Here is a 17,564-nt window from a genome sequence, read left to right as displayed (position 1 = left end):
GCGCATGCGCCACGGCTGGCGCTACGGCGAACGCAAGCGTCGCCGCAGCGCCTGAAAGCGCTCGGTAAGCCCCCATATCCAACCCCTGGGGCGTCCCGTGTCGACGCCGGCGACCCCCTCTCGGAGGTCTGGTTCGTCACAAGGATGGCTGCGGGCCAGCCCTCCTTCCGACTCGGCGCAATTCACACTGTTCCAGGGGGGATGCGCAATGGGAATCTCGGCGCCGCCCCGGAACGGCTCGCGCCGGCGGGTGTTGGAGAGGTCGAAGCTTTCCACGGCCTTCCTCCGGAGCCTGCCATGTACGTCCTGCCCGACCTCCCCTACGCCGAAGACGCGCTCGCGCCGCTCATGTCGGCCGACACCCTGCGCACCCACCACGGCAAGCACCACAAGACCTACGTCGACAAGACCAACGACCTCGCGCCCAAGGCGGGCCTGGCCGGCAAGCCCCTGGAAGAGGTGGTGCGCGAGGCGCACCGCAAGGGCGACAAGTCGCTGTTCAACAACGCCGCCCAGGCCTGGAACCACGCCTTCTTCTGGCGCTCGATGCGCCCCACCGGGGGCAAGGGCCCCTCAGGCGACCTGAAGTCCGCGATCGAATCGGCGTTCGGCGGCCTGGACGACCTGCGCGCCGCCTTCGTCGCCGAGGGCGCCGGCCACTTCGGCTCGGGATGGGCCTGGCTGGTGACGGGGTCTGACGGCCTGAAGGTCATCTCCACCCACGACGCCGACGACACCCTGGTCAAGGACGGGATCTATCCCCTCCTGGTCTGCGACGTCTGGGAGCACGCCTACTACCTGGACCACAAGAACGACCGGAAGCGGTTCCTGGAGCGCTGGTTCGACAACCTCGCCGACTGGGACTTCGCCGCGGAACAGCTCGCGGCCGCAGGAAGCCGCGGCGAAGGCTTCCGCTACCCCCCGCCCGTCGGCGACGCCTCCAGGAGCAAGGCCGCCAAGGACAAGGCGGCCAAGGACAAGGCTGGCGAGCGCCGGGCCGGCGCCTGACCGCTCAGCGGTAGAAGATCCGGTCGGTCCACGACTGCGAAAAGCGCCCGTTCTTGTAGCAGGCGCGCTCGCGCTGGACGCAGCGCACGCCGCTGGCGGGACTCCACACCTCGTCGTTGCGCCAGTCGTCGTCCCGGTCCCGGTCCTTGTCCTTGTTGCTCCCCGCGACGATGGCCCCCAGGACGATGGCGCCGATCACCAGGCCCGCCACCGCCGCCCCGTTCGACCCGCCGTCCTTGTGGTGGACGTCGCTGATGTCGAGCTGCGACGTGCGGCCGCTGCGGTGGTTGTAGGTGCAGCCGTACTGGAACCGGGCCTCGCCGCCGTTGCGGTCCTCGAACTCCCCCCGGCCCGAGACGCGCGCCTGGTTGCGCCCGCCCTGGTTCACGTCGGCGCTGCGGATGCGCACGCCCCGCGCCTGGGGGAACCGGTCCTGGACCGCGTAGCGGATCGCCAGCGAACAGGCGTCGGCCGGCGACGCCGGCTGGGCGGCCGCCGGCGCGGGGGCCGTCCCGATCGGGACGGCCAGGACCGCGATGGCGAGGGCGTGGGTGATCCGCATTCGGGCCTCGATCCTGTGCAAGATGGCCAGTCTTCAGGGCCAGTCTTCGCGCCGAACAGGCGTGGCCGCAATGCGGGATCGCGGCGCGCCGGGCGTTCGCCGGCGTTGCGCCGATCGGTCCTTTCGGAGATCAGGCGCTTGACGGCCTCCGCGCGGGGCGTGCAGAGGCCCCGCGCGATGATACTCACCCTCTCCTGCAACGACCGCCCCGGCATCGTGTCCCGCGTCTCGACGCTCCTCTTCGAGCGCGGAGCCAACATCCTCGACGCCCAGCAGTACGACGACCAGGAGACCGGTCGCTTCTTCATGCGCGTGGTGTTCGATCCGGGCGACGCCGGCGTGGACGCCTGGCGCGCCCATTTCCAGCCGCTGGCCGACGACCACGACATGACCTGGACGCTGCGGGGTCGCAGGGAGCGCCGCCGGGTCATGATCCTGGCGTCGCAGCAGGACCACTGCCTGGCCGACCTCATGTGGCGCTGGCGCCAGGGCGAGCTGCCGATGGACATCACCGCCGTGGTCTCCAACCACCCGGCCTCGACCTATCCCCACACCGACCTCCAGGGCGTGGCCTTCCGCCACCTGCCCGTGACGGCCGAGACGAAGCCCGAGCAGGAGGCCCGGCTCTGGAAGCTGGTCCAGGAGACGGGAACCGAACTCGTGGTGCTCGCGCGCTACATGCAGGTGCTCTCGGCGGACCTGGCCGGGAAGCTGGAGGGGCGCTGCATCAACATCCACCACTCGTTCCTGCCGGGCTTCAAGGGCGCGCGTCCCTATCACCAGGCCCACAGCCGCGGCGTGAAGGTGATCGGCGCCACCGCCCATTTCGTCACCGCCGACCTCGACGAAGGCCCGATCATCGAACAGGACGTCGAGCGCATCAGCCATCGCGACACGCCCGCCGCCCTGGTCCGCAAGGGCCGCGACATCGAGCGCCGCGTCCTGGCCCGGGCCGTCCGCTGGTTCCTCGAGGACCGGGTCCTCCTCAACGGCCGCAAGACCGTCGTCTTCACCGACTGAGGGAGTTCGAGGCGCTCAGGCCGCCTGCCGCACCGCCGCGTCCGTCGCCGCCCGCGTCAGCGCGGCGACGAGCTGGCCCGCGTCGATCGGCTTGCTCACGAACGCCTCCACCCCCACCTCGGCCCAGGCGGCGCGGTGATGCTCCAGGGCGTTGGCCGTCAGCGCGATCACCCGGGTCCCGGCGTTCGGCCCGCCGCCGGCCTTGATCCGGCGCGTGGCTTCCAGCCCGTCCAGCACCGGCATCTGCATGTCCATCAGGATCGCGTCGAACGGCCGCCCCGCCGCCAGGTCGACGGCCTTGCCGCCATCCTCGCAGAACGTCAGCCGGCACCCCAGCGGCGCCAGCAGCAACTCCAGCACGCGCTGGTTCACCGGATGATCCTCGGCCACCAGCACCTCCATGTTCCGGAGCGCGTCCTCGCCGCCGGCGGCCGCATCCTCGGGAGCCGCCTCGGTGTCCGCCACGCTGCGGACCAGCGGCAGGACCAGCCGGAAGGTCGAGCCATGCCCCGGTTCGCTCTCCACCCCCAGGCCGCCCCCCATCAGGGTGGCCAGCCGGCGGCTGATCGCCAGCCCCAGGCCGCTGCCGCCGTGCTTGCGTGTGGTGCCGGCCTCGCCCTGCTCGAAGGCGTCGAACAGCCGCTCCGCCGCTTCGGGCGCAATCCCGGCCCCGGTGTCCGCCACGTCGAAGACCAGGACCTCGCCGTCGCCGCGCGCCTCGGCCGCGAGCCGGATCGTGACCGCCCCCTTCTGGGTGAACTTCACGGCGTTGGAGATCAGGTTCGAGAGGATCTGCTTCAGGCGCAGGGGATCCAGCGAGACGGCGGCGGGCGCGTCGTCGGCCATCTCCAGCCTCAGCTCCAGCCCCTTGGCCGCCGCCCGCGGACGCCACAGGCGGTGCAGCCCCTGGACCGTGCGCCGCAGGTCCACGTCGGCGTACTCCAGGGCCATCTTGCCGGCTTCGATCTTCGACAGGTCCAGCACGTCGTTCAGCAGGCTCAGCAGCACGTCGTTGGCGTCGGTCAGGATCTCCACCTGCTCGCGCTGGGCCTTGTTCAGGCGCGAGCCGCGCAGCAGGTGCGCCGCCGTCACGATGGCGTTCATCGGTGTGCGGATCTCATGGCTGATCGTCGCCAGGAAATCCGACTTGGCCTTGCTGGCCTGCTCGGCGCGGTTGCGTTCGTCGGCCAGCTGGCGCGTGGTGGAGTTCGCCTGGCGGAAGGCCACCAGCAGGTGGGCCACATACATCACCGCGCCGGCCACCAGGGCCCACATGTGGACGTCGCCGGCCAGCACGCCGCGAAGCGGCATCGAGAAGAACACCAGCGCGTGCGGGAGGGCCGCGGCCATCAGCAGCGACTTCACGTGGTGCATGTGGATCGTCACGTGCAGCAGCCCGCCGGCCGAGATCAGCATCCCGAAGAGCTGACCCGCCTGCCCGCCGGCCAGCCACAGGTAGGCGCCCAGCGAGGTGTAGACCGCCGTCGACGCGAAGGTGGCCAGCACCCAGACCGTCGTCCGCCGGGTGTCCGGCTCGCGGGTGATGCCGCGATAGACGGCCCAGTCGGCGAACTGGGTCACGACCACCAGCGCAAACCACGCCGCCGGCCAGACCGAAGGCGCCAGCCAGTAGCCGATGCCCGCCAGCGCCGCGGCCAGCACCAGCCGCGTCGGCAGTTCCTTGCGCCGCACGGCGGCCAGGAGCGTGTAGGATCCGGTCATCGTCGGCGCCCTCCCCAGAGACCGAGAAGGGCGCATCATGACCCCGGTCAGGGAAGCGTCGGGTTAACGGCCGCGTTCACACGAACTTCGGCTTGCGCTTCTCCCTGTGCGAGGCCAGGCCTTCGGCCGCCTCTGGCCCTGTGAAGCCCAGGAACTCCAGCGCCAGCGAGGCGTCGAACGCCGGCCCGGCGCTGCGCAGCCAGTGGTTCAGGGCGTGCTTGGTCCAGGCGATGGCCCGCGGCGCGCCGTTCGCCAGCTTGGTCGCCACCGCCAGCGCCCGGGCGTCCAGCTCGGCGTCCTCGGCCACCAGCGAGATCAGGCCGATCCGTTCGGCCTCGGCCCCGTCCAGCGGGTCGCAGGTCAGCAGGTAGTATTTCGCCTTGGCCATGCCGCACAGCAGCGGCCAGACGATCGCCGCATGGTCGCCCGCCGCCACGCCCAGCCGCGTGTGCCCGTCGATGATCCGGCAGTCGGGCGTGGCGATCGAGACGTCGGCCAGCAGGCCGCAGACCAGGCCCGCGCCCACCGCCACGCCGCGCATCGCGCTGACCACCGGCGTCTGGCAGTCGACCATGTTCATGACGATGTCGCGCGCCTCGCGCATCACCCGCGCGCGGACCTCGAAGTCGTCGACGATCCCCTGGATCATCTCGAAGTCGCCGCCGGCCGAGAACGCGCTCCCCTCCCCGGTCAGGATGGCGCAGCGCGCGTCCGGGTCGGCGTCCACGTCGCGCCACACCTCGGCCAGTTCGCGGTGCATGTCGGCGTCGGCCGCGTTCAGGCGGCCGGGATTGCTCATCACGATCCGCAGCACGCCCTCGGCGGGCCGCTCGAACTTCAGCCGCACGTAGCGGGCGTAGCGGTCGGCCACGGCGACCTCCTCAGAAGATGGTGTAGCCGCCGTCGATGACGAAGCTGTCGCCCGTGTGGAACTTCGAGGCGTCCGAGGCCAGGTAGACCGCGATGCCCGAGAAGTCGTCGCCCTCGCCCCAGCGCCGCATGGGCACCCGGCCGATGGCCTTGTCGTTGAACTTGTCGTTGGCCTGCAGGCCCGAGGTCATGTCGGTGGCGATCCAGCCGGGCAGGATCGAGTTGGCCCGGATGCCGTGGCGGGCGTACTCGACGGCCAGCCCGCGGACCATCGACAGCACCGCGCCCTTGGTCGAGGCATAGGCCTGGTTCCGCGGCGCGCCATGGATGGCCGAGGTGGACGACGTGACCACCAGCGAACCCCCGCGATCGCCGGCCTTCGCGCGCTCCACCATGTGCTTGGCCGCCTCGCGGAACGTCCAGAACACGGCGTCCAGGTTCACCGTCGTCACCCGACGCCACTTCTCGGTGGTCATCTCCTCGAACGGCGCCCCGCCGCCGATGCCGGCGTTGGCGGCCACGAAGTCCAGGCGGCCGAAGGTCTTCAGCACCTCGGCGACGCCCGCGACGATGGAGGCCTCGTCGGCCACGTCCACCTTCTGGACCAGCACCTCGCCGCCATGCGCCTTCAGCGCCGCCTCGGCCTTGGCGTTCTTCTCCGGGTTCTGGCCCCAGATCGCCACCTTGGCGCCCGCCGCCGCCAGCCCCTCGGCCATCCCCAGGCCGATGCCGCCGTTGCCGCCGGTCACCAGCGCGACCTTGCCGGTCAGGTCGAAGGGTTTGAACGCCATCTCGGATATCCTCCACGATTGTTGGCGCGACTTGTCGCGGGCGCCCCTAGGGGAGGTCAAGCGTCAGCCTGCCTTTCCGTGGCGTCGCCCTTTCCCTTCCGCCGCCGCGGCGCCACCCTCGGGCCGATGGGGGAAACGGAATGCGGCGACAGAGCGTGCTGGTGCTCTACCTCTCCAACTCGGCGCTGGATTCCACCGTCGTCGGCTGGTCCCGCTACGACGGCACGGGCCGTGAGCGCCACATGGCCGGCGACAGCGAGGAGCCGCCCTACCGCACCGGCCTCGACGCCCTGAAGGACGGCTGGCGCCTGTTCCAGGCCTCCCAGCTCAACCCCCACGTCCCCGGCGCCGAGTTCGACGTCAGCTACCTGAAGTACGAGTTCTGGTTCGAACAGCTCGAAGAGGTTGTCCCATGACCGGCCTTCCCCTGCTCTCGGCGCATCAGATGGCCAGCTTCGCCGCCCGCGGCTTCCTGCGCTTCGACGCCGTGGTCCCCGACGACATCAACCGCCAGTTCCTGGACGAGGTGGGCGAGGTGGCCGCCCCCGAGCCCGGCCGCAAGCTGCGCGCCGCCTACGGCCGGATGCTGGCCGAGGCCGACATCCCCGAGACGCCGGCGGGCACGCCGCTGGCCCGCGCCTACGCCCAGGGCTCGGCCCTGGCCCGGATGCTGGAGCTGCCCGTCGTGGCCGGCGCGATCCGCAGCCTGGTGGGCGACGATCCCCGCTTCGACCACCACTTCCTGCACGTCACCTTCCCGCCCGCCTACCACGAGGCCGCGGGCGGCGAGAACGTCTCGCAGCACACGCACCAGGACTCCACCATCGACCCGCGCCGGGCGTTCGACGTGCAGATCATGTACTATCCGCACGCCGTGACCCGCGAGATGGGCGGCACGCGCTTCATCCCCGGCACCCACCTGCGCAAGGTCAGCGAGGCGGCGCTGGCCCGCTACCAGAACGTCCGCGGCCAGCAGCACATGGTCTGCGAGGCGGGCACGCTCCTCTTCCTGCACTCGGGCGTCTGGCACGGCGGCGGCGTGAACCGCTCGGACCGGACGCGCACCATGTTCAAGATCCGCATGAACCCGCGCGAGCCCCAGGTGCGGAAGTTCGACGTCTCGACCTTGGAGCCGCAAGGCCAGCAGCGGCCGATCTTCTACCTCAAGGGCCCCCAGCCGCCGTCGGTGGAGCAGATCCTGATGACCCCCGAGCCCTGGTTCGAGGACGACACCGGGCGGCTGGAGATGGTCAACCGCGTCAAGCTCTGGCGCTACCTCACCGGCGACGACGGCTACGACGCCGACTACTGGCTCACCCGCCTGGAGAACCTGGCCGCCGCCTGAGGGGCCGGGGCCGGTCCTACGCGGCGTTGGCCATCACCGCTTCGACGACGTGGGCGCGGTAGAGGACCGCCAGCAGGTCGGTCTGGGTGATGATGCCCACCAGGCGGCGCTCGCCGTCGAGCACCATGGCCTCGTGGGTCGACCCGCTGGACAGCATCGGCAGCAGCGCATCGATGGGCGTCTCCGGCCCCACCGTGTGCACGAAGGGGTCCAGCGCCGCCGCGACCGTCCGGTCGCCGGCCGCCAGCAGTTCGGCGCGGCGCGCCATCCCGGCCAGGCGTCCGTCGGCGTCCAGCACCGGCGCGGCGCGCAGCTCGCGCTGCTGCAGATAGGCCAGCGCGCTCTCGGCGCTCTGCTCCAGCGCCACCGAGATCACGTCGCGCGACATGATCTCGCCGCAGAAGATCTGCGAATGCAGCCGCCGGTGCGCCTGGATCTCGACCTGTCGGAACAGCGCGTCCAGGTCGTCGCGGTCCACGTCCAGCAGCTCGCCGTACTGCGCCAGCGCCCGGTCCAGGTCGGCCGGCGTGTAGCCCAGGCGCTGGGCCGCCGGCGCGTCCCGCGTCCGGTGGCGATTGGCCCGCGCCGGCGCCCGGTGCGGATAGGCGTGGCCCGTCAGCCGGCCGTAGACGATCGCCAGGGCCACCAGCAGCACCGAGCACAGGCCTACCGGGATCAGCGCGTGGTCGAAACCGACCGGCTGCGACGAGCTCCCGGCCAGGGCGGCTCCCAGGGCGATCGCCCCGCCCGGCGGATGCAGGCAGCCCAGGAGCGCCATGACCATCAGCGCCCCGCCCACCGCCACGGCCGCGGCCAGCGCGGGTTCGCGGAAGGTCAGGCCGCAGGCCACGCCGACCACGGCGGCCAGCGTATTGCCCCCGATCACCGACCGGGGCTGCGCCAGCGGGCTGGCCGGGATCGCGAACACCATCACCGCAGAGGCCCCGACGGGCGCGACCAGCAGCGGCGTCAGCGACGGCCCGCCGTCCACCGCGGCGCGGGCCAGCAGCCCGCAGACGACGACGCCCAGCCCGGCGCCGACGGCGGCGCGCACCGCTTCCCGCGGCTTGATCGGGGACGGGCCGCGAAACACGGCGGAAAGGTGGCGACGCATCGGGGCGGGGTTCTGGCCTTCCGCCGCGCAGACTGCAACCACGCAGTGCGCGGCCTACCGGCTCGCCGCGCCACGGGCGCCCAGCCTGGGGATCAGGCGCATGTAGGCCAGCGAAGCCCCCAGCTCGACCAGGGTCTGCAGGACGACGACCGCCGGCAGCAGCGGCGCCCCGCCCGGCACGGCGAACGCCAGCGGCAGGACCACCAGCGAGTTGCGCGTGCCGGCGCTGAACGCCACCGCCCGCCCCGCCGGCGCGTCCAGCCGGGCCAGTCGCGCGACGCCCCAGCCGAGCAGCGGCGCCAGCACCGCATAGGCCACGTACAGCGGCAGGGCGCGGACCGCGCCGTCCAGCGCCAGGCCCAGTTGCGGCGTCACCGACGCGACCACGACGAACAGCACCACCGCCGTGGCCGGCACGGGCAGCAGGCCCAGGACGCCCAGCAGGCGCTCGCCCCCCGCACCACCCTTTCCCCGCCGCGCCAGCGCCTGGACCGCGGCCGCCAGGGCCAGCGGCGCGGCGATCAGCCAGGCGAAGGCGTGCAGGAACGGCTCGGCCCGGACCAGGCCCGCCGCCGCATCGCCCAGGAACAGGCCCAGGTAGGCGGGCAGCAGCAGCATCTGGACCAGCAGCAGCACCGGCGTCGCCGCCAGCAGCAGCCGCGCGTCGGCCCGCCCGATGTGGGCGAACGTCACCACATAGTCGATGCAGGGCGCCAGCAGCACCAGCAGCACGCCCAGCCGCAGCAGCGGATCGGGCGGCAGCATCTGGACCAGGGCCAGCACCAGCAGCGGCGCCACCAGGAAATTCGCCGCCAGCAGCGCGCCCAGGAACCGCACCCGCGTCAGCGCCCGGCCCAGGTCGGCCAGCGGCACCTGCAGGAAGGTGGCGAACAGCATGATCGCCAGCGCCGGATTGATCGCCGCCTCCAGCGCCGCGGCCCCCGGAACCGCCGCGCCCAGCCCGGCCGCCGCCAGCACCGCGGCGAAATAGATCGCGACCTGCCGCGCCTCCAGCGCTTCGCGCAGCCCGCTCGCTCCGCCCGCCGACATCGCCAAGCCCCGCCGCGCCGGCCGGCTACGCCACCTGGACCTCGCGCACGTTCTCGATCCCCGCGCCGTTCAGCGCCGCGATCAGCTCGACCACCACGGCGGCCAGCGCCTCGGGGTCGCGGCTGCGCAGCACGAGGTTCGAGCCGTAGCCGTCCGGCCCGAAGAACGGATAGCTGCCCAGCGACATGTCCGGGTGCGCCCGCGCCACCGCCTCCAGCGGCGCGGCGATCACCCCCTCGCCCGAGCCGTCCACCCGCACGGTGCGCGACACCGTCGGCCGCCCGCCGCGCATCCGCGGCCCCACGTCCTCCAGCATCCCGCGCATGATCTGCGGCACGCCGGCCAGGGTGAAGACGTTGCCGATGGTGAAGCCGGGCGGCCCCTGCACCGGGTTCTTCACCAGCGCGCCGCCCACCGGCACGCGCGCCATCCGCCGCCGCGCCGGCGTCAGCTCGCCGCCCCAGCGGGCTTCCATCATGGCGATGATCTCGGGGTGCTCGTGCAGCTCCACCTCGAACGCCGCGGCCACCGCGTCGGCGGTGATGTCGTCGTGCGTCGGCCCGATCCCGCCCGTGGTGATGACATAGTCGTAGCGGGCCCGCAGCGCGTTCAGCGCGTCCACGATCTCGCCCAGCACGTCGGGCACCGTCCGCGCCTCGGCCAGGTCGATGCCGATCACGCCCAGGTATCGGGCGATGTCGCGCAGGTTGGTGTCCTGCGTCCGTCCCGACAGGATCTCGTCCCCGATGACCAGGACCGCGGCGGTGACTCGATCGGGCTCGGGCATCGGTTCCTCAGGGTCCTGATGGCGGCCTCGACGGACGCCGGCGCCGCTGTTCTATCCTGTCGGGGCGGACATTGAAAAATGTAGTCCTTGGAATTATACTTTGTGAATGGGCGCCGAATGAGCCGATACAAGACCAAGGCGTTCGCCCGCTACGTACGAAAGGCCGGCCTCGACGACGCGGCGCTGGCCGAAGCGGCCGAGCGGATCGAGTCGGGGCGTTGCGACGTCGACCTGGGCGGCGGGGTCTTCAAGCAGCGGCTCGCCCGGCCGGGCGGCGGCAGGTCCGGGGGCTTCCGGACAATCGTCGCCTTTCGGACGGGCGCCCACCTCTTCTTCGTTCACGGCTTCGCCAAGAACGAGAGGGCGAATGTTTCGGCGGCCGAGCTGGCCGCGCTGAAGAGCTTGGCGGCGGTCCTGCTCGATCTGGACGACGTGGCGGTCCGCCAGGCGATCGCCGCGGGCGAGTTTGTGGAGGTTGCGGCAGATGACGAAGGCTGACCGACGGGCGAAATCCGGAATCCTCGCATCGGTCCACGACACCGTGGCCGGCCTCCACCGGGCGGGCGTGGTCGGCAAGGCCACCCTGCGCGAGTTCGACGCCCTGTGCCTCACGCCGGTCGAGCCCATGACGCCAGCGGAGATCCGGGCCCTGCGCGAGCGCGAGCAGGTGTCCCAGCCTGTGTTCGCCCACTACCTCAATGTCCGCAAGGACGCCGTCAGCAAGTGGGAGCGGGGCGAGAAGCGGCCCGACGGCCCGTCGCTGAAGCTCCTGAACCTGGTCCGGGCCAAGGGCCTTCAGGCGATCGCCTGATCCGCCCGCCATGCGCTTCCCCTCGCCCCTCGTCCGCGGAACCCTGGTCAGCCGCTACAAGCGGTTCTTCGCCGACGTGGTGCTGGACGACGGAACCCCGGTCACCGCCCACTGCCCCAACCCGGGCGCCATGCTGGGCCTGAACACCCCCGGCCTGCCCGCCTGGGTCTCGCGCTCCGACGATCCCAAGCGCAAGCTGGCCCACACCCTGGAGCTGGTCGAGGCCGACGGCGGCCTCGTGGGGATCAACACCCTCCACCCCAACCGCCTCGTCGCCGAAGCCCTGGCCGAGGGCGCCATCCCCGAGGTCGCCGGCTACGCCTCGACCCGCCGCGAAGTCCGCTACGGCCAGAACTCCCGCATCGACTTCCTGCTGGAAGACCCCGGGCGCCCGCCCTGCTGGCTGGAGGTGAAGAACGTCCACCTCATGCGCACCTCGGGCCTCGCCGAGTTCCCCGACTGCGTGGCGGCCCGGTCGCTCAAGCACCTGCGCGAGCTGGAGGCGATGGCGGCGGCCGGTCATCGGGCGGTGATGCTGTTCGTGATCCAGCGCGGCGACTGCGGCCTCTTCGCCGCCTGCGCCGAGCTCGACCCGGCCTACGCCCGCGGCCTCGATCACGCCGCGGCGAACGGCGTCGAGGTCCTGGCCTACCGCTGCGCCCTCACGCCCGAAGCCGTCGCCCTCGCCGACCCCATCCCCTGGCGCGACGCGGCCTGACGCGGAAAATCGCGCCCATCGCCGAGCCTACGACCGATTCTGACGTACCGGCATGCTTGGCTGCGGCTCCATGGACGAGCCCCAGGACATGCCCGAGGACATGCAAGCCCGCCACGGCCGGATCCTGGCCGAACTGGCCGAGATGGGCCTGGAGGTGGCGCGCGAGATGAAGGCCCAGGTCCTGGGGGAAGCCCTGGGGGAGACGCCGGGGGCCGAGACGGCCGGGCTGCGCCAGGGCGCCGCCGCCCAGTTCGCCCGGGTCGCGCGCTGCGTGCGCCAGTGCCTGGCCCTGGAATCGAAGCTGCGCACCGACGACCGCCGCGAGCGGATGGAGTGCGAGGCCATCCTTGACCGCGAGGCCGCCCGCCGCATCCGCCGGCGCAAGACCCATGTGCGGATGTGGATGCAGAGGGCCGTCGCCGAGGCCTACGACCCCGAGAACGACGACGACGCCGACACCGTGCGGATGCACCTGGAGGACCTGGAGGAGCGCCTGCACGACGACCTCCTGGACGAGAGCTTCGCCGACACGCCCATCGAGGACGTCATCGCCACCCTCCGCCGCCAGATCGGCCTGCCCGACCCGAACGGCGACGAAGCCTGGGACGACGACGATCCCGAGGACGAGGAAGGTCCCGAGCCCTCGATCATCGAAGGCGAGGCCCGCGAGGTTTCGCCGCCCGAACTCCATTCCGAGCCCGAACCGCCTTGCGACGACGGCGAACCCGAAGCGGGCTGGGGCGACCCCGAACCGCCGCCGCCCCAACCGCCTTCGCCAGAACCGCCTTCGCCAGAACCACCGTCCCCGTCATCGGCGCCGTCATCGCGGGGGACCCGCTGGGACATCCCCCCGCACGACCCGCCCCCGCCGGTCTCCCCGCCCAGCCCGGACCCCTTCGCGAATTCCCCCCGCCGCATCGTCCCCGACCACCCCTTCAACTCGAGCTGACGCCTCCCCCTGCGGAGCCCGGGGTGTGGGCGCTGGAAGCGGCGTGAATCCGCGGACGGCGCGAAGCGCCCCTTTGAAGAACCACGAAAAACACGAAAGGACACGAAAGGGCGTCCGGTCCTGACAGGCCGCGAAGCGGCGCCCCCGCACGGGACCGCGGAAGCCCGCGGAGAAACGCGGAAGGCAAAGCTGCGATCCCGCGCCCTTCCGCGTTTTCCGCGGTTCCATGACGGAGCCCCCGCTCGCGCGGAGGCTCAAGGACCGGACGCCCTTTCGTGTCCTTTCGTGTTTTTCGTGGTTCCCAAACGGCGCAGCGCCCGACAGGCCCTCGGCCTCGCCCCGCCCCATTCGCGCCTTGCCGCCGCCGCGCCGCTTGGCGAAGGTGCGGGCCGATCCGTGAACCGTTGAGCTTTCCTCGATGAACCTCCTCCGGGCCGTCGGCCCCGCGCTCGCCGCCGTCCTGGCTCTCGTCGTCGCCTTCCCCGCACCCGCCCAGAATCTAGCCCCTGCCCCCGCCGGCGAATGGGCCCAGGCGCGGTCCGACCTGCGCGCCGACCCGGCCATCCGCTTCGGCGCCCTGCCCAACGGCATGCGCTACGCCGTCCGTCGCCAGGCGGTCCCGCCGGGCCAGGCCGCCTTCCGCCTCTGGATCGACGCCGGCTCGATGATGGAGACCGACGACCAGCGCGGCCTCGCCCACTTCCTCGAGCACATGGCCTTCAACGGCTCGAAGGAGGTCAAGGAGGGCGAGATGGTGAAGATTCTGGAGCGCCTGGGCCTGGCCTTCGGCGCCGACACCAACGCCTCCACCGGCTTCTCCGAGACCATCTACAAGCTGGACCTGCCGCGCACCAACGACGAGACAATGGACACCTCGCTCAAGCTGATGCGCGAGACCGCCTTCAACCTCACCATCGACCCCGGCGCGGTCGACCGCGAGCGGGGCGTCATCCTCTCCGAGGAGCGCGCCCGCGACACCCCGGGCTACCGCGTGGTCGTCCAGCGCCTGGACTTCCTGCTGAAGGGCCAGCGCCTGCCCACCCGCCTGCCGATCGGTTCGGTGGAGGTGCTGAAGACCGCGCCCGCCGCCCGCATCGCCGACTTCTACGACGCCTGGTACCGGCCCGAGCGCGCGGTCTTCGTGGCCGTGGGCGACTTCGACGTCGAGCGGATGGAGCAGAAGATCCGCGACGCCTTCGCCGGCTGGACCGTCCGCGCGCCGGCCCGGGCCGGCCCGCCCCAGGGTCCCGTCGCGCCCCGCGGCGCCGAGGCCCGGCTGGTGGTGGACCCGGGCGTCACCCAGTCGCTCCAGATCGCCTGGGTCGCCCCGCCCGACCTTGCGCCCGACACCATCGCCCAGCGGCGCGCCGACCTGGTCCAGGGCCTGGGCCTGGCCGTCCTGAACCGCCGCTACTCCGTCATCGCCCGCGGCGCCGACCCGCCGTTCCTGGCCGCCGGCGCCTCGAAGTTCCAGCAGGACGACGCCGCCGAGATCGCCACCGTCGGCGTGGGCGCCGAGGCCGGGCGCTGGCGCGAGGCCCTGGCCGCCGCCGAGCGCGAGCAGCGCCGCATCGTCCAGTACGGCGTCCGCCAGGACGAAGTCGACCGCGAGGTCGAGGAGACGCGCGCCCGCCTGCGCGCCGCCGCCGCCGGCGCCGCCACGCGCCGCCCGGCCGACCTGGCCGGCGAGATCCTGGCCTCCCTGGCCGACCACACCGTGGTCACCTCGCCCGAGGACGACCTGGCCCTGTTCGAGGACGCGGTGAAGGGCCTGGCGGCCGGGACGGTCGACGCGGCCCTGCGCACCGTGTTCCAGGGCCAGGGGCCGCTGGTCTTCATGGCGTCGCCGACGCCGGTCGACGGCGGCGAAGGCGCGCTGCTGGCCGCCCTCGCGGAATCGCAGGCGGTGGCCGTCACCCCGCCCGCCCAGGCCACGGCCGCCGCCTGGCCCTACGAACGCTTCGGCAAGCCCGGCCGCGTCGCCGGCCGCCGCGAGGTCGCCGACCTCGGGACCACCTTCGTCCGCTTTGCCAACGGCGTCCGCCTGACCGTCAAGCCCACCGACTTCCGCGACGACGAGGTGCTGGTGCGCGTGAACGTGGGCCGCGGCATGGCCGGCCTGCCCCGCGACCGCCAGAGCCCCTACTGGGCCGCCGCCGCCCTGATGGAGGGCGGCCTGGCGAAGATCGCCGTCGAGGACATGGAGCGCGTGCTGGCGTCCAGGGTCTACGGCGGCCGCTTCAGCTTCACCGACGACGCCTTCGTGCTGTCGGGCGCGACCCGCACCGGCGACCTGCCCGTCCAGCTCCAGGTGCTGGCCGCCTACATGACCGAGCCCGCCTGGCGCGAGGCCGCCTTCGCCCGCATCAAGGCCGGCGGCCGGACGATCCACGACCAGTACGAGGCCACCAGCGGCGGCGTCCTGGCCCGCGACCTCCAGGGGATCATCCACTCGGGCGACCGCCGCTGGACCTTCCCCAGCCGCGACGAGGTGGCCAACGGCCGTCTGGACGACCTCAAGGCCGCCGTCACCGGCGACCTCGCCCGGGGCGCGGTCGAGGTGGTGATCGTCGGCGACATCACCGTGGACGCGGCCATCGCCCAGGTGGCGGCGACCTTCGGCGCCCTGCCCCCGCGCCGCGCCCCGCGCGACCTGCCGCCCGCCGAACGCGCCGTCGCCTATCCCGGCGGGAACGCCCAGCCCCTGGTCCTGACCCACAAGGGCCGCGCCGACCAGGCGATGGCGTACATGGCCTGGGCCACCACCGACTACTGGGCCGACCCGCAGCAGGCGCGCGACACCGCCGTCCTGCGCGAGGTGATGAAGCTGCGCCTGACCGAGCAGCTCCGCGAGGCCCAGGGCGTGACCTATTCGCCGAACGTCAGCTCGCTGCACAGCCTGGTCTGGACCGGCTGGGGCTTCATCGCCGCCACCATCGAGGCGCCGCCGGACAAGCTGCCGGGCTTCTTCGACGACGTCGCCAGGATCGCCGCCGACCTGCGCGCCGAGGACGTCGACGCCGACGAGCTGGCCCGCGCCAAGGCCCCGCGGATCGAGGCCCTCCAGCGCGCCCAGCTCACCAACGGCTACTGGCTCACCGAGCTGTCGGGCGCCCAGGCCGATCCCCGCCGCCTGGACGCCACGCGCGAGATCATCCCCGGAACCCGCCAGGTCACCGCCGCCGACGTCCGCCGCGCCGCCCAGGCCTGGCTCGAGCCCGAGGCCGCCTTCCGCCTGATCGTCGTCCCCGATCCGAAACCCGCCGACTGAGCTCGCTCCTCCCCCGCCCTGCGGGGGAGGTGGCTCGGCCTGCAAGGCCGAGACGGAGGGGGCGCTCGCCCTACCCCCGCACGAACCCGCCGTGCAGGCTGACGGGCAGCACCCGGTCGGCGCGCCAGGTGCAGAGCGGCCCCTCGGCGATCCGCCGCGCGTCGAAGACGTGCAGCTCGGTGGCCCTCGCCCGCGTGTTGACCGAGGGCATGAGCAGCCAGCCGTCCAGCTCGGCCGTCCCGCCCGGCCGGGCCACGAAGACGGCCTCCTCGGTGAGCTGGTGGGCGCCGAACAGGAAGACGTCGCTGCGGCCGTCCTTCCAGTCGTGCGCGGCCACGCCGTTGAACAGCGGGGTGTCCCGTCCGCCGCCCGTGGCGTGGACGGTCCAGCGCCGCGGCCCGCCCGAGACGCGGCCGTCGGTGCGCGGGAACTCGGCGGAGACGCCCGTGGGCTCCAGGCGCGCGCGGCCGTCGGGCCGCAGCGTGACCAGGCCCAGGTCCGGCGACGGTTCGGGCGTCCACGTCCCCTGCATCAGCCGGCGGCCGTTCTCGGTGGCGAAGCTGGCGTCGGGGCTGAAGCAGCCGTCGAAGCGGATGGTCCCGTCCGTCTCCTCCCAGGCCGCGCCGTAATGGAAGGCGAAGGCGGACGGCAGCTCGTAGACCCGCCGGGCCGAGAGGTCGTCCTTGTCCAGGACCAGCACCTTGGTCCCCAGGTCGGCCTTCCATTCGAAACTGTCGGCGAACGGCTGCGCCATCCGCGACTGCACCCACGGCTGGAGGATCAGCACCAGATGCCGCCGGGTGGCGGTGAAGTCGTGGACGTAGCTCGCCATCGGCAGCTCGACCATCTGCGCCGACTTCAGCGTCCCGTCCGCCCCCAGCCGCCACACCATCGCCCGCGCGCCCGACACGCCCAGGTTCCAGATGTCGCCGCCCGGCTCGCGGCGGGGATGGGCCAGGAACGGGGCGTGGGCCAGGTCGGGACGCAGGGTCCGCGGGCCCTTCGTCGACAGGTCGGCCGGGTCGAGCGCGATCGGCGAGCCGCTCTCCCACAGCGCCCAGAGCTCGTCGCCCACGCGCATCACCGAGATGTTGGCGGCGTTGGCGTCGTCGCCGTTGCGCAGCCGCGCGCCGGGTCCCGCCGGCGTGCCGAAGCCCGAGGTCACGACGGCGTTCGCGGCCGTGTCGGCGCGGCGCTTGGGCGTGTCGACGAAGCGGGCCTCGAGGGTCGCCTGGCCGTCGGCGATACGGAAGGCCCGCACCAGGCCATCGCCGTCGAACCAGTGGGCGACCGAGCCGCCCGGCCGGTGGAACTTGCCGGGACCGTTCCGGTACAGACTGCCCGACAGCCCCGCCGGGGGCCGGCCGCGCACCCGCCGCATGGGCGTGCGCGGCATGTCGGCGTCCAGGTCGGCGAAGGCGACGCGCCAGTCCAGGCCGGAGGCGGCGGCCCGGTCGGCCTGGGCGGCGGCGCGGGCGACTTCGGGCGTGACGATGCTGGCCGCCGCCGTCGTGGCGAGGCCGAAGAGGAGTTCGCGGCGATCCAT

Annotated in this window: 17 protein-coding genes; 9 read left to right on the top strand and 8 right to left on the bottom strand. The window is 72.7% G+C overall.

The window, feature by feature from the left end:
* Positions 1-297: 297 nt before the first annotated feature.
* Complete coding sequence (locus tag WG212_RS10915; RefSeq protein WP_337187123.1) at positions 298-1,008, top strand: superoxide dismutase; 711 nt, start codon at positions 298-300, stop codon at positions 1,006-1,008.
* A 4-nt stretch (positions 1,009-1,012) separates the two neighbouring features.
* Here the strand turns inward: WG212_RS10915 and WG212_RS10910 are convergent, their stop codons facing one another.
* Positions 1,013-1,570 carry a hypothetical protein gene (locus WG212_RS10910; protein WP_337187122.1) on the bottom strand — a complete coding sequence of 186 codons (558 nt, stop codon included), beginning with the start codon at positions 1,568-1,570 and terminating at the stop codon, positions 1,013-1,015.
* 177 nt (positions 1,571-1,747) lie between these two features.
* Between WG212_RS10910 and purU the strand changes: the two genes are divergently transcribed.
* A complete protein-coding gene (gene purU / locus WG212_RS10905) occupies positions 1,748-2,590 on the top strand; it encodes a formyltetrahydrofolate deformylase (RefSeq protein WP_337187121.1) in 843 nt (280 codons plus the stop codon).
* Positions 2,591-2,605: 15 nt separating this feature from the next.
* Here purU and WG212_RS10900 read toward each other — a convergent pair whose 3' ends face one another.
* From WG212_RS10900 to WG212_RS10890, 3 genes are all read right to left on the bottom strand, one after another.
* A complete protein-coding gene (locus WG212_RS10900; protein WP_337187120.1) occupies positions 2,606-4,312 on the bottom strand; it encodes an ATP-binding protein in 1,707 nt (568 codons plus the stop codon).
* 76 nt (positions 4,313-4,388) lie between these two features.
* Positions 4,389-5,183, bottom strand: coding sequence for an enoyl-CoA hydratase/isomerase family protein (locus tag WG212_RS10895; RefSeq protein WP_337187119.1), 795 nt, complete (start codon positions 5,181-5,183; stop codon positions 4,389-4,391).
* A gap of 10 nt (positions 5,184-5,193) precedes the next feature.
* Positions 5,194-5,973, bottom strand: a complete 780-nt coding sequence (locus tag WG212_RS10890) for an SDR family oxidoreductase (protein ID WP_337187118.1) — start codon at positions 5,971-5,973, stop codon at positions 5,194-5,196.
* 140 nt (positions 5,974-6,113) lie between these two features.
* Between WG212_RS10890 and WG212_RS10885 the strand changes: the two genes are divergently transcribed.
* Together WG212_RS10885 and WG212_RS10880 are read left to right on the top strand one after the other, a co-directional pair.
* Entirely contained in the window at positions 6,114-6,389 is a 276-nt protein-coding gene (locus WG212_RS10885) for a hypothetical protein (protein ID WP_337187117.1), read from the top strand.
* On the top strand, positions 6,386-7,318 hold the full coding sequence (locus tag WG212_RS10880; protein WP_337187116.1) for a phytanoyl-CoA dioxygenase family protein: 933 nt from the start codon (positions 6,386-6,388) through the stop codon (positions 7,316-7,318). Before WG212_RS10885 ends, WG212_RS10880 begins: the two co-directional genes overlap by 4 nt.
* A 16-nt stretch (positions 7,319-7,334) precedes the next feature.
* Here WG212_RS10880 and WG212_RS10875 read toward each other — a convergent pair whose 3' ends face one another.
* The 3 genes from WG212_RS10875 to WG212_RS10865 are packed head-to-tail and all read right to left on the bottom strand — an operon-like array spanning position 7,335 to position 10,269.
* Positions 7,335-8,432: an HPP family protein gene (locus tag WG212_RS10875; RefSeq protein WP_337187115.1), complete on the bottom strand. Its 1,098-nt coding sequence runs from the start codon at positions 8,430-8,432 to the stop codon at positions 7,335-7,337.
* Between the two features lie 54 nt (positions 8,433-8,486).
* Positions 8,487-9,482, bottom strand: a complete 996-nt coding sequence (locus tag WG212_RS10870; RefSeq protein WP_337187114.1) for an arsenic resistance protein — start codon at positions 9,480-9,482, stop codon at positions 8,487-8,489.
* A 25-nt stretch (positions 9,483-9,507) separates the two neighbouring features.
* Complete coding sequence (locus WG212_RS10865) at positions 9,508-10,269, bottom strand: competence/damage-inducible protein A (protein WP_337187113.1); 762 nt, start codon at positions 10,267-10,269, stop codon at positions 9,508-9,510.
* Positions 10,270-10,386: 117 nt separating this feature from the next.
* Between WG212_RS10865 and WG212_RS10860 the strand changes: the two genes are divergently transcribed.
* The 5 genes from WG212_RS10860 to WG212_RS10840 all read left to right on the top strand — a co-directional run bounded on the left by WG212_RS10860 (position 10,387) and on the right by WG212_RS10840 (position 16,018).
* Positions 10,387-10,767: a type II toxin-antitoxin system RelE/ParE family toxin gene (locus WG212_RS10860; protein WP_337187112.1), complete on the top strand. Its 381-nt coding sequence runs from the start codon at positions 10,387-10,389 to the stop codon at positions 10,765-10,767.
* Positions 10,754-11,080 (top strand): DNA-binding transcriptional regulator, encoded by a 327-nt coding sequence (locus WG212_RS10855; protein ID WP_337187111.1) that lies wholly within the window; start codon positions 10,754-10,756, stop codon positions 11,078-11,080. The genes WG212_RS10860 and WG212_RS10855 overlap by 14 nt, the downstream gene beginning before the upstream one ends.
* A gap of 10 nt (positions 11,081-11,090) precedes the next feature.
* Positions 11,091-11,798 (top strand): DNA/RNA nuclease SfsA, encoded by a 708-nt coding sequence (sfsA, locus tag WG212_RS10850; protein ID WP_337187110.1) that lies wholly within the window; start codon positions 11,091-11,093, stop codon positions 11,796-11,798.
* A gap of 70 nt (positions 11,799-11,868) precedes the next feature.
* Complete coding sequence (locus tag WG212_RS10845; RefSeq protein ID WP_337187109.1) at positions 11,869-12,747, top strand: hypothetical protein; 879 nt, start codon at positions 11,869-11,871, stop codon at positions 12,745-12,747.
* A 418-nt stretch (positions 12,748-13,165) separates the two neighbouring features.
* The gene (locus tag WG212_RS10840; RefSeq protein WP_337187108.1) at positions 13,166-16,018 is read left to right on the top strand and encodes an insulinase family protein; all 2,853 of its coding nucleotides are present in this window, start codon (positions 13,166-13,168) and stop codon (positions 16,016-16,018) included.
* Positions 16,019-16,088: 70 nt separating this feature from the next.
* Here WG212_RS10840 and WG212_RS10835 read toward each other — a convergent pair whose 3' ends face one another.
* Positions 16,089-17,564 (bottom strand): carotenoid oxygenase family protein, encoded by a 1,476-nt coding sequence (locus WG212_RS10835; protein WP_337187107.1) that lies wholly within the window; start codon positions 17,562-17,564, stop codon positions 16,089-16,091.

It is taken from the genome of Phenylobacterium sp. (assembly GCF_037189685.1).
In the GTDB taxonomy this organism is placed as follows: Bacteria; Pseudomonadota; Alphaproteobacteria; order Caulobacterales; family Caulobacteraceae; genus Phenylobacterium.
Note: the sequence above shows the minus strand (reverse complement) of the source record. Positions and strands in the feature narration are given on the sequence as shown.

Bases quoted from the DNA above. Each gene is read 5' to 3' on its own strand.
- WG212_RS10915 (WP_337187123.1), top strand. From the start codon at position 298: ATGTACGTCCTGCCCGACCTCCCCTACGCCGAAGACGCGCTCGCGCCG.
- WG212_RS10910 (WP_337187122.1), bottom strand. From the start codon at position 1,570: ATGCGGATCACCCACGCCCTCGCCATCGCGGTCCTGGCCGTCCCGATC.
- purU (WP_337187121.1), top strand. From the start codon at position 1,748: ATGATACTCACCCTCTCCTGCAACGACCGCCCCGGCATCGTGTCCCGC.
- WG212_RS10900 (WP_337187120.1), bottom strand. From the start codon at position 4,312: ATGACCGGATCCTACACGCTCCTGGCCGCCGTGCGGCGCAAGGAACTG.
- WG212_RS10890 (WP_337187118.1), bottom strand. From the start codon at position 5,973: ATGGCGTTCAAACCCTTCGACCTGACCGGCAAGGTCGCGCTGGTGACC.
- WG212_RS10885 (WP_337187117.1), top strand. From the start codon at position 6,114: ATGCGGCGACAGAGCGTGCTGGTGCTCTACCTCTCCAACTCGGCGCTG.
- WG212_RS10880 (WP_337187116.1), top strand. From the start codon at position 6,386: ATGACCGGCCTTCCCCTGCTCTCGGCGCATCAGATGGCCAGCTTCGCC.
- WG212_RS10875 (WP_337187115.1), bottom strand. From the start codon at position 8,432: ATGCGTCGCCACCTTTCCGCCGTGTTTCGCGGCCCGTCCCCGATCAAG.
- WG212_RS10870 (WP_337187114.1), bottom strand. From the start codon at position 9,482: ATGTCGGCGGGCGGAGCGAGCGGGCTGCGCGAAGCGCTGGAGGCGCGG.
- WG212_RS10865 (WP_337187113.1), bottom strand. From the start codon at position 10,269: ATGCCCGAGCCCGATCGAGTCACCGCCGCGGTCCTGGTCATCGGGGAC.
- WG212_RS10860 (WP_337187112.1), top strand. From the start codon at position 10,387: ATGAGCCGATACAAGACCAAGGCGTTCGCCCGCTACGTACGAAAGGCC.
- WG212_RS10855 (WP_337187111.1), top strand. From the start codon at position 10,754: ATGACGAAGGCTGACCGACGGGCGAAATCCGGAATCCTCGCATCGGTC.
- sfsA (WP_337187110.1), top strand. From the start codon at position 11,091: ATGCGCTTCCCCTCGCCCCTCGTCCGCGGAACCCTGGTCAGCCGCTAC.
- WG212_RS10845 (WP_337187109.1), top strand. From the start codon at position 11,869: ATGGACGAGCCCCAGGACATGCCCGAGGACATGCAAGCCCGCCACGGC.
- WG212_RS10840 (WP_337187108.1), top strand. From the start codon at position 13,166: ATGAACCTCCTCCGGGCCGTCGGCCCCGCGCTCGCCGCCGTCCTGGCT.
- WG212_RS10835 (WP_337187107.1), bottom strand. From the start codon at position 17,564: ATGGATCGCCGCGAACTCCTCTTCGGCCTCGCCACGACGGCGGCGGCC.